A 13,896-nucleotide genomic window follows, 5' to 3' on the forward strand; every position below is an offset into this window, starting at 1 on the left:
AAAATTGTTTCATAATCAATATTTTTGTAAAAAATAACAACATCAATATTTAATTTATCAAAATGAAAGTAACAATAGTAGGAGCAGGGAATGTAGGTGCATCATGTGCAGACGTAATTTCATACAGAGGAATTGCAAGTGAAGTAGTATTATTAGACATTAAAGAAGGATTTGCTGAAGGAAAAGCAATGGACATCATGCAATGTGCTACAACAACAGGTTTTAACACACAAGTTTCTGGAGTAACTAATGATTATTCTAAAACAGTTAATTCTGATGTAGTAGTAATTACTTCTGGAATTCCAAGAAAACCAGGTATGACTCGTGAAGAATTAATTGGTATCAACGCTGGAATTGTAAAATCAGTAGCTGAAAATATTTTAAAATTTTCTCCAAATACAATTATCGTGGTAGTTTCTAATCCTATGGATACTATGACGTATTTAACTTTAAAAGCTACAGGTTTACCAAAAAATAGAATTATTGGTATGGGTGGAGCTTTAGATAGTTCACGTTTCAAATATTATTTATCAAAAGCTTTAAACAAACCAGCTAACGACGTACAAGGTATGGTTATTGGTGGTCACGGTGATACTACTATGATTCCATTAACACGTTTAGCTTCTTATAATGGTGCGCCAGTGGCTAACTATTTATCTCAAGAAGAATTAGATAAAGTAGCTGCTGATACTATGGTTGGTGGTGCAACTTTAACAGGTTTATTAGGTACTTCAGCTTGGTATGCGCCAGGAGCTTCTGTAGCGTATTTAGTAGATTCTATTTTAAATAACCAAAACAAAATGATTGCTTGTTCAGTTTTATTAGAAGGTGAATACGGACAATCTGATATTTGTTTAGGTGTACCATGTATTATTGGTAAAAACGGAGTAGAAGAAATCGTTGACATCAAATTAAACGATGCTGAAAAAGCAACTTTCGCAAAATCTGCAGATGCAGTAAGAGCAATGAATGGAGATTTAAAAGCGGTTTTAGCTTAATCACTTTTCAACTATATATAAAGCCTACAGGATTTTCTTGTAGGCTTTTTTTATTGTTTGATTTGTGATTCTTTACGAAAATAATTACATTTATAAAATGAAATCTAAAATTCAAATTTCCATTCCAGAACCTTGTAATGAAGGTTGGCAAAATATGACACCAGTTGAAAAGGGTCGATTTTGTGCGTCTTGCCAGAAAACGGTTTTAGATTTCACGTATTTATCAGACAATGAAATTATCAATTTGGTAAACAAAAATGATACTTTATGTGGAAGAATTAATACTTCGCAATTAAATAGAAATTTAATCGAAACCAAAAGAACATCTAATTATTTTGGATATTTTGCAACTTCTGTTTTAGCGTTTTTAGGATTAGGAACTTCAACTATTGTCGCACAGGAGAAACCTTTAGTTGTCCAAAATAATAGTAAAAGTTCTACTGATTTTGATGAAAGAGAATTTCTTGTCAGAGGAATTGTAAAAGATACTTTGGGTAATGGAATAGGTAATATTTTTATACATATCAGAAATCAAAAACCTGTATTGACTGATTTAAAAGGAGAATTTGAGATTTGTGTAAGGAAAAATCAAAGAATTTTTATTTTAAATGATGCAAATGAAGAATACAATGATTTTGAATGTAAAATTTCGGATAATAATTTTTTAGAAATAGTATTAGAAAATTCTGCCATAATACATAGATCTTCATGTACTACAGGTCTTATTTATAAAGTTTCAGCAACGACAATTATTAAAAAAAGAACTTTTTTAGGCAGAACATTTCATAAAATTGGCAATTGGTTTAGATAAATTTATATTATGAAGCAAAACATTCAAATCTCTATTCCAGAACCTTGTCATCAAGGTTGGCAAAATATGACTCCAGTTGAGAAGGGTAGATTTTGTGAGTCTTGTCAGAAAACCGTTTTAGATTTCACGTATTTATCCGATAATGAAATCATTAAATTGATTTCTAAAAATGATACTTTATGCGGAAGAATTAATGTTTCACAACTCAATAGAAATTTAATCGAAACAAAATCAAAATCTAATTATTTTGCTTATTTAGCGACATCAGTTTTAGCGTTTTTAGGATTAGGAACTGAAAATGTTGTTGCTCAAGAAAAGCCTATTGTGGAACAGACCGATTCTAAAAGTTTAAATGAAGTTACTGATTCTTTAGCAAAAATCACTATTACTGGCGTTATTACAGGTAATGACGGAATACTTTTACCAGGAGCGACTATTGTTATTCAAAACACTTCATTTGGAGTTCAAACAGATGAAAAATCAACTTATGCTATAAAAGCAAATCTTGGAGATGTTTTAGAATTTAGTTACTTGGGTTATCAAACTGCTAATGTTATAGTTAGTTCAAACATAATTAATATTCAGCTTAGTAATGAAAATGTGTCAATTGAAGGAGGCGTACTTGCTTTTAAAAAACGAACATTTTTTGGAAGATTATTTCGAAAAAAAACCAATTGGTATAAACCATATTAATTACTTTTTTAAACTTCTTTTTTGCTTATAAAACCCTTTTGTGGAAATATATAAGGTTTTGTCTAATTCGGCGAAAATAGTTCCGTTTTTATCTGTGATGTGGAGAATTTTGGTGTAATCTACTTCGTTTTCAGCTTCAACTTTTTGTCTGATTTCATTAATTTCGGAAGTAGTAAATTCAAACGTTGCAAACGCGTGTTCATAGGCTGGTCGTTTGAATTTGATGTTCGTTTTTTTGTCCCAAACTACAAAGTCTTTTCCTAAAATTTGCATCAATTGAATCATGTAAATTGGATCCGTAGCAGCAAACAAACTTCCACCAAAAATGGAACCTACATAATTTTTGTTTTTATACGATAACGGAATTTTGATTTTCACTACATGTAAATCTTCGGAAGCGAAAATAATTTTCCCACAACTTCTTTTATACATGGGTGACATATTAAACAATACTCTGAAAAGTGTTGCTTTCTTGAAATATTTGTTTAAAAATGTAAAAAGTTGGTCGTACATCTTAAATCATTTTCTTTACAATTTCTGAAACAGGTAAAATCGCGTGCGTGTCTTCAATAGTTGGTCCGGCCACCCAAACGGTTTTGTAAGTTACTTCAGTAGCTGCTTTTTCTGTAGCTTTCATACCGATATAAAAACGAATCATTTTGACCCATTTTTTCAAACTTTTGTTTTTGTTTAAAAGTTGTTCTAACCAAGTGGTTTTTGTACCTACTTTTTGAACATAAGGTGTATTTATTACCGAACAAGGTGTACCTGAAATACGTTCAGTCATTACAATGTCTTTTGCGCCATAATCGACGCAAGCTTGTTTGTATTCTTGAGAAACGCCAGATTCTATTGAAGCAATGAACGGACTTCCAACAGAAACTCCAATCGCACCATAAGAAAGCATTTTATCAATATCCGATTTTTTACTCACGCCACCAGCAGAAATTACAGGTAGGGAAGTGCCTTCGTTTAATTGTTTGATTAATTCTTCAGGACTAATATTTCCTCTGTGTCCGCCAGCTAAGTTGTTCACTGCAACTAAAGCATCGCCACCTAAACTTTCTACTTTTTTTGCAAAACTTAAATCGGTTACATCACAAAAAACTTTGATGCCAACTTTATGTGCTTCATTGATAGTTTCTTCTGGAGAACCTAACGAAGTCAAAATAAAGTCGACTTTTTCTTCACATAAAATGCGTAGTTGTTCTTTATACTTTACGTTTGATTTATTCACAATTAAATTGAATCCAAAACTTCCACCTTCCACTTTTGCATTTTTCAATTCAATGATGGCACTTCGTAATTCTTCTAAAGTTCTGTAGTTTAAGGCTGGAATACAACCTGCTACGCCACTTTTCATACCTTCAATTACCATTTTAGTATTCGACACCAAAAACATTGGCGCCATAATAATTGGATGTTTTATATTTAGAATTTCTGTTAGTTGTAATTTTTGCATGAGTGTAAAGTTTTTTCAAATATAGTAAAAAATATTATGCATGCATATAAAAAAAAGAGTTTTGCATGATGAAATCCTTAGTTTTTGTAAATGGTATTTGCATTAATAAATGTCGTATTTGGACATTTTAATAATGTGTAAATAATAAAATTTGAAGAATAACTAACAAAGTATGTTTTTGTGTTTTTGTTGATAAATTCTTCGATAAATTTTTCTTTCTCAACACCATAAGGAACGGATAGAAGTCTTATTGTATCTTTTTTATTAATGAATTCTCTATAATATTCTTTATTTTTCGAGTTATAAATAAATGGCTTATTTGGTAAAAATCCCTTATTGATTAATTTGCATTGAATAAATTCATGAGGTTTTAATTGAATTATTTTTTTGTCTTTATTTTTAATGATATCATCAACAATTTTAGATTCATTTTTACTTATTCTATCAAAATTATTTTTCCATAAATTTCCAAAAATCACATGGAAATAGCCAAATAATGGTCTTGGGCCTTCTGGAGTTGGCATGTAAAATCCACCATCAAAATCTAAATAAATTTTATCAATGCGGATTCTTTCATCAACATTATATTTGAATTTATAATTTTTGTCAATTTTTAAACTTTCCTTTTGGTAAAATCCATCACCAAAAGTTAAAGAATCTGTACTTATTTTTATTCCTATAAACCAAATGGATAGTATTGAACTAAAAAATATATATCTACTCCATTTATATAATAGTATGAGATTGAATCCCCAGAATGCTAATAATAAGAATATTGGAATTAAACTAACCAAATATTTTAAACTCGGAAAAAACCCTAATATTAAGAAAGGAATAATTCCAATAAATAAAAAGATAATTTTATTTACCGTTAAACCAATTATCTGTTTTTTCAGATATAGTAATCCAAAAATAACTAAGATAACAAAGGGAAAAGTAAAGAAACTCATTGCTGAAGAAATCAAATGAAGTTTTGATCTTTGTGCATTTTCCATGTAATTGTTTCCCCATAACATGGTGTTTATAAAGTCGTTAATATTATAACCTGTAATGTTTATTAATAACAAGCCAATTGCAAAAGATATTAAAAAGTGAATGGTTGTTATTTGAAATAATTTTCTGTAATTAATAGTGTTATCCCTATTTTTAAAAAAATAAAAAGAGATAAAAATTGGATAGAAAATTATAATAGACCATCTGAATGGAATGGCAATTGCAATAAATAATATAGAAAATAGTAAATGTTTAGATTTATAATTAGTTATGTATTTCCAGTAAAATATTAAAGATAATAAAGCAAAAAGGAAACCGAGATTTGTGGTATTCATAAATAAATTTATAAATATAAACTCTGGAATAATAAACGGAATCAGACAAAGAAATATGACAAATTTATTGTTGACTTCAAAAATTAAACTAAGAAAATATCCTATTAATTGATAGATAATTAACCCTGATAAAAAAGAAATATTTATGGAAAAGAAAAGTAATTCAGATTCTTTATTTTCCACAAAACTTAATAAATAATCAAAGCCTGAATTATATTCTGCATAGGGTTGTTGGATGTCTAGGTTTCTCCCACAAAGATGATATAAAATGGAACATGCATCGTCTCCTTCAATATAATTATAACTTATAGTATTTATGTATAAAAAGAGAAATAATACAATAGAAAATCCATAAAAATATAGCATTTTTTTATTCATAACTTGGTATTTACTATTCAAATTAGTGGTTTAAATATTCACAAATTCTGTTATTCATAATTTTTTAATTGATAAAATTATTCAATTAAAGTGAAAATATTATGCATGTATATGAAAAAAGAGCTCCGCTAAAGGGAACTCTTTTATAAATTATAAAGAAGATTTATTTTTTTGGATCGTAACGACGTGTAGTGGCGTTAAATTTATATTTGTTAGTTAGTGTTTTAGTTGATAATAACACTTCGAAATCTTTAGTTAAAACAAATTCAAAACCTTCTCTACGTGTTTTTTCAACCGTTTCTGTAGCTTCTGATTTACCTAATTTCTTAATTTCTTTAATATTTGTAACCGTTTGTATGTTTCCTAAAATCTTAAGTTTTGTAGCAGATAAATCCCAAATTTCATTTGAAGTTATTAATGCATTTTCTTTTTTTAGTTTGGTTTCTGTAATAATATTTTCAGTATAACTAAAGTGATATAATTTCACGCCTGCAACAGTAAATGCTTTAATTTTAAAATTAGTAGGTTGTTGTGCTTTGTCTTTTGTAGTAATATCTTTTAAAATGATATTTTCTTTTTTCCCAGCGTTGTCCATTACGATGGCTAATTTTTGTTTGCCACCTTCAGTAATAATTTCTGCTTTTAAATTTTCAAAAGTTGCTAAAGCTCCAGTAGCAGCTTTAGGTGTTGCTTTCGCTTTTTGAGCAAAACTTATTGTCGTAGTAACTAATAATAATGCTATAAATACGTTTTTCATTGTGTTGTAATTTATGGTTTTTGGTGCACCCAATGTACAAATTATTTTCAATAAAAAAACCGTGCTAAAAACTTTAACACGGTTTCTTCAAAAAAAATAAACTAAAAACTTAATCTTTCTGTGATTGAACGGCTAAATTATAAATTACCAATCCAAATCCAATTTTGTTTATAGCATCAGCTATGTTGTAAGCAATATCAACACTTCCTTTTCCTAAAATGCTAGTATACCAACCATCAGTTCCTAACATGTATCCTAATGGATAAATTGCCCAACCAACTAATACGAACCAGCATAATATTTTGTGAGCTGCTAAAACATTTCCACCTGCTGCTTTTGCTAATTTAGCTGCAGATCCCAGCCATATTTCATATACAATTACAAAATAAGCTACTCCAGAAATGAATCCCCATAAGGCTGCAGCATCTTTGTATACTGTTTCGCCTAAGTATCCAGTAACTAACATGATTACAGACAAAACTATCATTTTCCATAATAAGTTTGTTTTTGCACCTGCCACTTTAAGTATTAAATAAAATTCTAAACACATTAATGGAACTGTTAAAATCCAATCTACGTATCTAAAAAACGTTGGTGATTCTCCAAATTCTGCCCAATACTCTTTCATGTAAAAGTAATGTACAGCTGCAATAAAAGTGATTAATCCTGAAACTAGTACCGAAGTACGCCATTTCTTATCAAACTGGTTTAATGATAAGAAGAAAAATGCTGAAGCAGCCATCATAGCCATACAGCCTACGAAGAAAGTAAATCCAACGTAATCATTTGGTAACATTTTTGAAATTAAGCTAAAATTTGTCATAAAATTTGTTTTTAATTATTAGTGAATGTTAATTTGTTTAATCAAAGTTAATAAATGTTAAACAGAATAGCTAACTTTGTTTATCTTTTTTTAATATTATTTAAACAAAAAATATTTATTATGAATAATTATCCAAGTATTGCTATAGTTCTAAGTTTTCTTGGATTATGGATTACCTCTTTTTTTTCTAATGATTTACAAGTTGGAATTGGGTTTGTTTTAATTCTGTCTTTTGGAATTTTGCATGGAGCTAACGATATCTTAATTTCAAAAAGTATAATGAATAGGAAGAATCAGCTTTCTAAAATGAAAATAATATACTTATATATTACGGTTGTAATTTTTGGTGCTGTACTTTTTTATTTTTTACCAGTTATAACGTTATTACTATTTGTAATCATTAGTGGTTATCATTTTGGAGAACAACAATTGGATTACCTAAAAGGAGAATTACTACAATATAATTTTGTTTTTAAAACTTTATATGGGTTGTTGGTGTTGTTTCTATTGTTTGGTTTTCATATAAATGACGTAATTGCTGTTGTGTATGAAATTACCTCATATTCAATTGATGAGTTCTTAATTATAAATACACTTTATTTGATTTTAATTTTATTTACAATGAATTATATTTTCGTTTTTAAGAAGTTAAAAGTAAATCAAAGTATTTTTTTAAACGAACTATTTTATCTTTTGATTTTTGCAATTATTTTTAAAGTTTCTTCACTTATATGGGGTTTTACGATTTATTTTATTGTTTGGCACAGTATGCCTTCTATTATAAATCAAACTAAATTTTTATATGGTTCTTTTAATTATTTTACTTTCATGAAATACATAAAAGAGGCATTATTTTATTGGGTAGTTTCGCTTATAGGATTATTTCTTTTTTATTTCTTATTTCAAGATATTAAGCTTTTTAATACTTTGTTTTTTTCTTTTTTAGCTGCAATTACTTTTCCTCATGTGGTTGTTGTTTTAATGATGCTAAAGGATAAATCTGGGCAATAAAAAAACCGAGTAATTTCTTACTCGGTTCTTAATTATTTAATTTATTTTTTACTCGTAAATTTTACTTCGTAAATCGTAAATCTTCAATCGTAAATTATTTTACTTCTTCGAATTCAACATCTTGAGTTGTATCACCTGATGCCTGTGGTTGTGCTTGTGCAGCTCCTTGAGCGTCTCCAGTGTTATACATTTCAGCAGATGCGTTAGTCCAAGCTGTATTGATTTTTTCTAAAGCAGGCGTAATTGCAGCAACATCTTTTGCTTCATGAGCCATTTTTAATTCAATTAAAGCTAAGTTGATTGCAGTTTTGTTATCTTCAGATAATTTTTCTCCAAATTCACCTAATTGTTTTTCCGTTTGGAAAATCATTGAATCAGCTTCGTTTACTTTATCAGCAGTTTCTTTAGCAATTTTATCTGCTTCAGCATTTAATTCTGCATCTTTTTTCATGCTTTCGATTTCTTCAGCTGTTAAACCAGAAGAAGCTTCGATACGAATATCGTGAGATTTTCCAGTTCCTTTGTCAGTTGCAGAAACTTTAATGATACCATTTGCATCAATATCGAAAGTTACTTCAATTTGAGGAATTCCTCTAGCTGCTGGTGGAATACCATCTAAATGGAAACGACCAATAGTTTTGTTATCTGCTGCCATTGTTCTTTCACCTTGAATAACGTGAATTTCAACACTTGGTTGGTTATCTGCTGCAGTTGAGAAAACTTGAGATTTTTTTGTTGGGATAGTTGTGTTAGACTCGATTAATCTAGTCATAACGTTACCCATAGTTTCAATTCCTAATGATAAAGGTGTAACGTCTAATAACAATACATCTTTTACATCACCAGTTAAAACTCCACCTTGAATAGCTGCACCAATTGCTACAACTTCATCAGGATTAACTCCTTTTGATGGTTTTTTACCGAAGAATTTCTCCACTTGTTCTTGGATAACTGGGATACGAGTAGAACCTCCAACTAAGATAACTTCATCAATATCAGAAACTGATAAACCAGCATCTTTTAAAGCTTTAGCAACTGGCTCCATTGAACGCTTGATTAAAGAATCAGCTAATTGTTCAAATTTAGCACGAGTTAAAGTTTGTACTAAGTGCTTTGGTCCTGAAGCCGTAGCAGTAACATATGGTAAGTTAATTTCTGTTTGAGCAGAAGCAGATAATTCAATCTTAGCTTTTTCAGCAGCTTCTTTTAAACGTTGTAAAGCAGTTGGGTCTTTTCTTAAATCTAAACCTTCAGCAGCATTAAAGTCGTTTGCTAACCAGTCAATAATTACTTGGTCAAAATCATCTCCACCTAAGTGAGTATCTCCATTAGTAGATAATACTTCAAAAACACCATCTCCTAATTCTAAGATAGAAATATCAAAAGTACCACCACCTAAATCGAATACTGCGATTTTTTGATCAGTAGCTTGTTTGTCTAATCCATAAGCTAATGCCGCAGCAGTTGGCTCATTGATAATTCTCATAACTTTTAAACCTGCAATTTCACCAGCTTCTTTTGTAGCTTGACGTTGTGCATCGTTAAAATATGCAGGAACAGTAATAACCGCTTCTGAAACTGAATGACCTAAATAGTCTTCAGCAGTTTTTTTCATTTTTTGTAAAGTCATTGCAGATAATTCTTGTGCCGTATATAAACGACCATCGATATCTACACGTGGTGTATCATTATCTCCTTTTACAACTTTGTAAGCAACAGTAGAAGCTTCTTTAGCACTTTCCGAGAACTTGTTACCCATAAATCTTTTGATAGATGCGATAGTTTTAGTTGGGTTAGTTACAGCTTGTCTTTTTGCAGCGTCTCCAATTTTAATTTCTCCACCTTCTACAAATGCAATTACAGATGGTGTTGTTCTTTTTCCTTCTGCATTAGCAATTACAACTGCTTCTCCACCTTCCATTACAGAAACACAAGAATTGGTTGTACCTAAATCGATTCCAATAATCTTACTCATTTTATTTAATTTTAAATTTTATTCGGTTTATTTTTTAAACTCTTTTTGGATAAGTCAAGTTTTGTGCCAAGATAAAATATCACTAGAAATTGGCAGAAATTCTATTTATGACAGAATTGCATCTGACAAAGTGTCATTTATTTTTACCCTAACTTGTTGGTTTTCTGTCAGAAAGTGTTTTTGTGCGATACCTATTAAAGATGATAATTGTGAAGAATGCTAAGGTCTAAATGATTAAATCTTCAAGCGAAAAGGTATTTCCCGCCACAATTCTTAAAATTCTATTTTTTTCTAAATTGAAATAGGATAATACTTGAAAATATTGGATGATTTCAACCGTAAAAGCAAATACTAAAACACCTAACGCTATTTTATTTTTATCGGCATTTATAAAACTTAATAAAAAGTAATAGACTAAGAAAATCACTAAAAAATCTCCAAAATAGGGTCTAATGAAATTGTCTTTAATAAATACGGCGATAATGACTTCAATAATAAATACCGAAATGAAAATTAAAAAATATTTTATATTGAATTGGAACATTAGTTATTCGAATTAAAAAGTACTTTTTTATTGAAAACGATTATAGAAACACCAATTAAACTGTAAGCAATAAGTTGCGAAATCTGAATATCTTCTTTAAAATAAAAAATAGCCAAGAAAAAATGAATTAATGGATTCGTATACATTAATATTCCAACAGCAGAAGAATTCATTCCTTTTAAGGCAAATAAATTCAAGAATAAAGGTATAATCGTAAATAAAACTACAATTAATCCCATCATTATATAAAATAAATTTTCAGTCGGAACTGCAGCGCTAAACTTCGGATAAAAAGGTAATAAAACTAAACTCGCAATAACCAATTGAATGGTTAAAACTAAGAATTTATCAAACTCATTATTTCGTCGTTGACTAATTAAATATAGCGCAAATGAAGTAGCGATAACAAAACTATAAATCAATTCTGTAGCGTGTCCGTAAGATAAAATCGCACAACTAATGACGCAAATCGCAACAGCTAACCATTGCCAATTGTCTAATTTTTCTTTTAAAATAACAAAAGCTAAAACAGTTGTAATAATTGGACAAATTAAATAAGCCAATGATGCCGATTGCAAACTCACATGGTTCACAGCATACATAAATAAGAACCAATTAAAAACTAATAAAAATCCGCCAGCAGCAGTAAGTAAAAGGGTATTTCGTTTTTTCTTTTTGGAAAAAGATTGAAATAATTCTAAACTCTTTTTCAATAAATTGATTCTAAATACAAAATTTATAACCAATAAAACTTCGGTTGAAAAAAACACGCGATAAAATAAAATATCTAATGAAGGATACTCGTGCAAGGGTTTTAAAGCTAAACTGAAAAATCCCCAAATGATAAAAGCTAATAAAGCGGATGCATAATATTTGTTAAACTTCATTTGATTTTTTTTGCAAAGATATTGATAAATGTGCCAATAATTATAGGTGTCAAAGTGCCAAAATTCTGTTAATAATTTACATCAAACAAAAATAAACTATCTTTGCCATTCAAAATACAAATATGACATTTCAAGATTTAAATTTACATAGAAATATACTTCAGGTTTTAGAAGAAGAAAATTATACTAATCCAACACCAATCCAACAACAAGCTATTCCGGTTATTTTAGAAGAACACGATTTAGTAGGTTGCGCACAAACAGGAACTGGAAAAACAGGTGCATTCGCCATTCCAATTTTAAATTATTTACATCCAATTGTAGGTTCAAAAACCAAAAGAAAAGTAATTAGAACTTTAGTTTTAGCGCCAACACGTGAATTAGCACACCAAATTCAAGATAGTTTTGCCACGTATGGAAAATACATGAATACCAAATCGATGGTGATTTATGGTGGTGTAAGTCAAGTACCACAAGTGAATCAACTTAAAGAAGGTGTGGATATTTTAATTGCAACTCCAGGTCGTTTTTTAGATTTGAATAAGCAAGGATTTTTAGACATGAATAACTTACATCATTTAGTTATTGATGAAGCCGATCAAATGTTAGATATGGGTTTCATTAATGATGTGAAGAAAATCATCAAGTTAATTCCAGAAAATCGTCAAACGTTATTGTTTTCTGCAACAATGCCAGTCGCGATTAGAGAATTAGCGGATCAATTTTTGAAAAAACCAAAATACGTTTCGGTAGCACCAATTTCTAGCACAGCGGAAAGAGTGAACCAAAAAGTATACATGGTTCAGAAAGAAGACAAAAGAAAATTACTAATTCATTTAATTGAAGAAGAAAATATAAATAATGTGTTGGTTTTCGTGAGAACAAAACACAGTGCGGATAATGTGGTAAAAGCCTTAAAAGCGAAAAACATTTCAGCAGAAGCGATTCACGGAAATAAATCTCAGAACAACAGAATTAAAACGTTAGACGGATTTAAAAGTCAAGAAATTTCGGTTTTAGTTGCTACAGATATTGCAGCTCGTGGAATTGATATCGATTTATTACCTTATGTAATCAATTTCGATTTACCAAATATTCCAGAAACCTACGTTCACAGAATTGGTAGAACGGGTAGAGCTGGAAATGAAGGTTTAGCGATATCTTTTTGTGGAAAAGATGAATTACCTTTTTGGAAAGACATTGAGAAATTAACGCGTCAGCAAATTAAAATCGTTAAAGAAAATCCATTTCCTTACAGAGAATTCACAGAAGACGAATTAAAAAACAAAGAAACGGATACGCGTGGTAAGAAAAACCCAGTAAAACAAAAACAAAATCACGCTCCAAAAGCAGCTAAAACAGCTAAAACAGCTGATTCTTCAAATTCAAGAAAATCAGATACATCAAAGCAAAATAAAAAGCGTTGGTATTAGGATTTAAAGGCAAAAGAGCCAAGTAAAAAGTGGCAAGTAAAAAGGCAAAAGTTAAAAGGAATAAGTTCAGTGTTGAATTTGTTCCTTTTTTTGTTTTAATAAATACAGCATATAAAAATTAGAAAGTAATAAGAGATAAAATCCGATTTTTATTTGTCCGAATCTATCTAACCAAACAAACATATTTGAAATGACTATTAAAATGGCAAAAGAAATATTTAAGATATAAAACCAATTTGTTTTTATTAATTTGTTTTTGAAGATTCTAATTGTTCCAATAACTGAAGTTAAAATTAAAGATATCGAAAATAAGATTGAAAAGAAAATACCGTTTAATCCTCTTAATCCAATATCTTCATTTTTCTTGTTATCAAAATAAATTCCTACTTGACTAGATAAATCAAAAACATTTTGAGATTCTTCAGTAAAATACGTTTTTAGTTCATTTGGTTGATTGTTTTCTACTTCAGTTAAAGGTTCGTTTTTAATTTTTACTTCTGAAACACTATCAATAACAACTGCAGTTGAGTCTGCTACTGTTGATTCTTCAGCCTTTTTTGTCAACCCATCACATTGCTTAATAAATGGACAAAAAAGTAATAAAATAATAATAACAGAAACAAATTGCAGCTTTTTCATAAGGATGGTTTTTAACATTTTTTTAAGATTCAAATTCTGTGCCAAATAAAATTCAGCTGTCTTTTTTATGCGATTTTCAAACTATAACAAATCCACTTTAATTAGTTTCAAAAATTTTCACTTCCAACTTCCAACTTCCAACTTCATATGTTATCTT

General features: G+C 29.4%; 14 protein-coding genes. 5 read left to right on the forward strand and 9 right to left on the reverse strand.

Annotation, left to right across the window (positions count from 1 at the left end):
• Window positions 1–62: 62 nt before the first annotated feature.
• The 3 genes from G6N05_RS02595 (at window position 63) to G6N05_RS02605 (ending at window position 2,502) form a co-directional block, all read left to right on the forward strand.
• Window positions 63–998, forward strand: coding sequence for a malate dehydrogenase (locus tag G6N05_RS02595; protein ID WP_166125001.1), 936 nt, complete (start codon window positions 63–65; stop codon window positions 996–998).
• 97 nt (window positions 999–1,095) lie between these two features.
• Window positions 1,096–1,809: a peptidase associated/transthyretin-like domain-containing protein gene (locus G6N05_RS02600; protein ID WP_166125002.1), complete on the forward strand. Its 714-nt coding sequence runs from the start codon at window positions 1,096–1,098 to the stop codon at window positions 1,807–1,809.
• 9 nt (window positions 1,810–1,818) lie between these two features.
• Window positions 1,819–2,502, forward strand: coding sequence for a carboxypeptidase-like regulatory domain-containing protein (locus G6N05_RS02605; RefSeq protein ID WP_166125003.1), 684 nt, complete (start codon window positions 1,819–1,821; stop codon window positions 2,500–2,502).
• On the opposite strand, the gene G6N05_RS02610 is transcribed toward G6N05_RS02605, so the two are convergent.
• The 5 genes from G6N05_RS02610 to G6N05_RS02630 form a co-directional block, all read right to left on the reverse strand.
• The gene (locus tag G6N05_RS02610; RefSeq protein ID WP_225875114.1) at window positions 2,503–3,015 is read right to left on the reverse strand and encodes a DUF4442 domain-containing protein; all 513 of its coding nucleotides are present in this window, start codon (window positions 3,013–3,015) and stop codon (window positions 2,503–2,505) included.
• 1 nt (window position 3,016) lies between these two features.
• Window positions 3,017–3,964 (reverse strand): NAD(P)H-dependent flavin oxidoreductase, encoded by a 948-nt coding sequence (locus tag G6N05_RS02615; RefSeq protein WP_166125004.1) that lies wholly within the window; start codon window positions 3,962–3,964, stop codon window positions 3,017–3,019.
• Between the two features lie 77 nt (window positions 3,965–4,041).
• On the reverse strand, window positions 4,042–5,658 hold the full coding sequence (locus G6N05_RS02620) for a glycosyltransferase family protein (RefSeq protein ID WP_187002992.1): 1,617 nt from the start codon (window positions 5,656–5,658) through the stop codon (window positions 4,042–4,044).
• A 175-nt stretch (window positions 5,659–5,833) separates the two neighbouring features.
• The gene (locus G6N05_RS02625) at window positions 5,834–6,427 is read right to left on the reverse strand and encodes a hypothetical protein (RefSeq protein ID WP_166125006.1); all 594 of its coding nucleotides are present in this window, start codon (window positions 6,425–6,427) and stop codon (window positions 5,834–5,836) included.
• A 109-nt stretch (window positions 6,428–6,536) separates the two neighbouring features.
• Window positions 6,537–7,250: a bacteriorhodopsin-like gene (locus G6N05_RS02630; protein WP_166125007.1), complete on the reverse strand. Its 714-nt coding sequence runs from the start codon at window positions 7,248–7,250 to the stop codon at window positions 6,537–6,539.
• A gap of 120 nt (window positions 7,251–7,370) precedes the next feature.
• Here G6N05_RS02630 and G6N05_RS02635 point away from each other — a divergent pair, with 120 nt between their 5' ends.
• Window positions 7,371–8,261: a Brp/Blh family beta-carotene 15,15'-dioxygenase gene (locus G6N05_RS02635; protein WP_166125008.1), complete on the forward strand. Its 891-nt coding sequence runs from the start codon at window positions 7,371–7,373 to the stop codon at window positions 8,259–8,261.
• A 94-nt stretch (window positions 8,262–8,355) separates the two neighbouring features.
• Here the strand turns inward: G6N05_RS02635 and dnaK are convergent, their stop codons facing one another.
• The 3 genes from dnaK to G6N05_RS02650 form a co-directional block, all read right to left on the reverse strand.
• Entirely contained in the window at window positions 8,356–10,236 is a 1,881-nt protein-coding gene (dnaK, locus tag G6N05_RS02640; RefSeq protein WP_166125009.1) for a molecular chaperone DnaK, read from the reverse strand.
• Window positions 10,237–10,462: 226 nt separating this feature from the next.
• On the reverse strand, window positions 10,463–10,780 hold the full coding sequence (locus G6N05_RS02645; RefSeq protein ID WP_166125010.1) for a ribosomal maturation YjgA family protein: 318 nt from the start codon (window positions 10,778–10,780) through the stop codon (window positions 10,463–10,465).
• Complete coding sequence (locus tag G6N05_RS02650) at window positions 10,780–11,667, reverse strand: EamA family transporter (protein ID WP_166125011.1); 888 nt, start codon at window positions 11,665–11,667, stop codon at window positions 10,780–10,782. Before G6N05_RS02650 ends, G6N05_RS02645 begins: the two co-directional genes overlap by 1 nt.
• Before the next feature lie 122 nt (window positions 11,668–11,789).
• Here G6N05_RS02650 and G6N05_RS02655 point away from each other — a divergent pair, with 122 nt between their 5' ends.
• Entirely contained in the window at window positions 11,790–13,100 is a 1,311-nt protein-coding gene (locus G6N05_RS02655; protein WP_166125012.1) for a DEAD/DEAH box helicase, read from the forward strand.
• A gap of 66 nt (window positions 13,101–13,166) precedes the next feature.
• Here the strand turns inward: G6N05_RS02655 and G6N05_RS02660 are convergent, their stop codons facing one another.
• Entirely contained in the window at window positions 13,167–13,739 is a 573-nt protein-coding gene (locus tag G6N05_RS02660; protein WP_166125013.1) for a hypothetical protein, read from the reverse strand.
• Between the last annotated feature and the right edge of the window lie 157 nt (window positions 13,740–13,896).

It is taken from the genome of Flavobacterium bernardetii (genome assembly GCF_011305415.1).
Taxonomy (GTDB): Bacteria; Bacteroidota; Bacteroidia; order Flavobacteriales; family Flavobacteriaceae; genus Flavobacterium; species Flavobacterium bernardetii.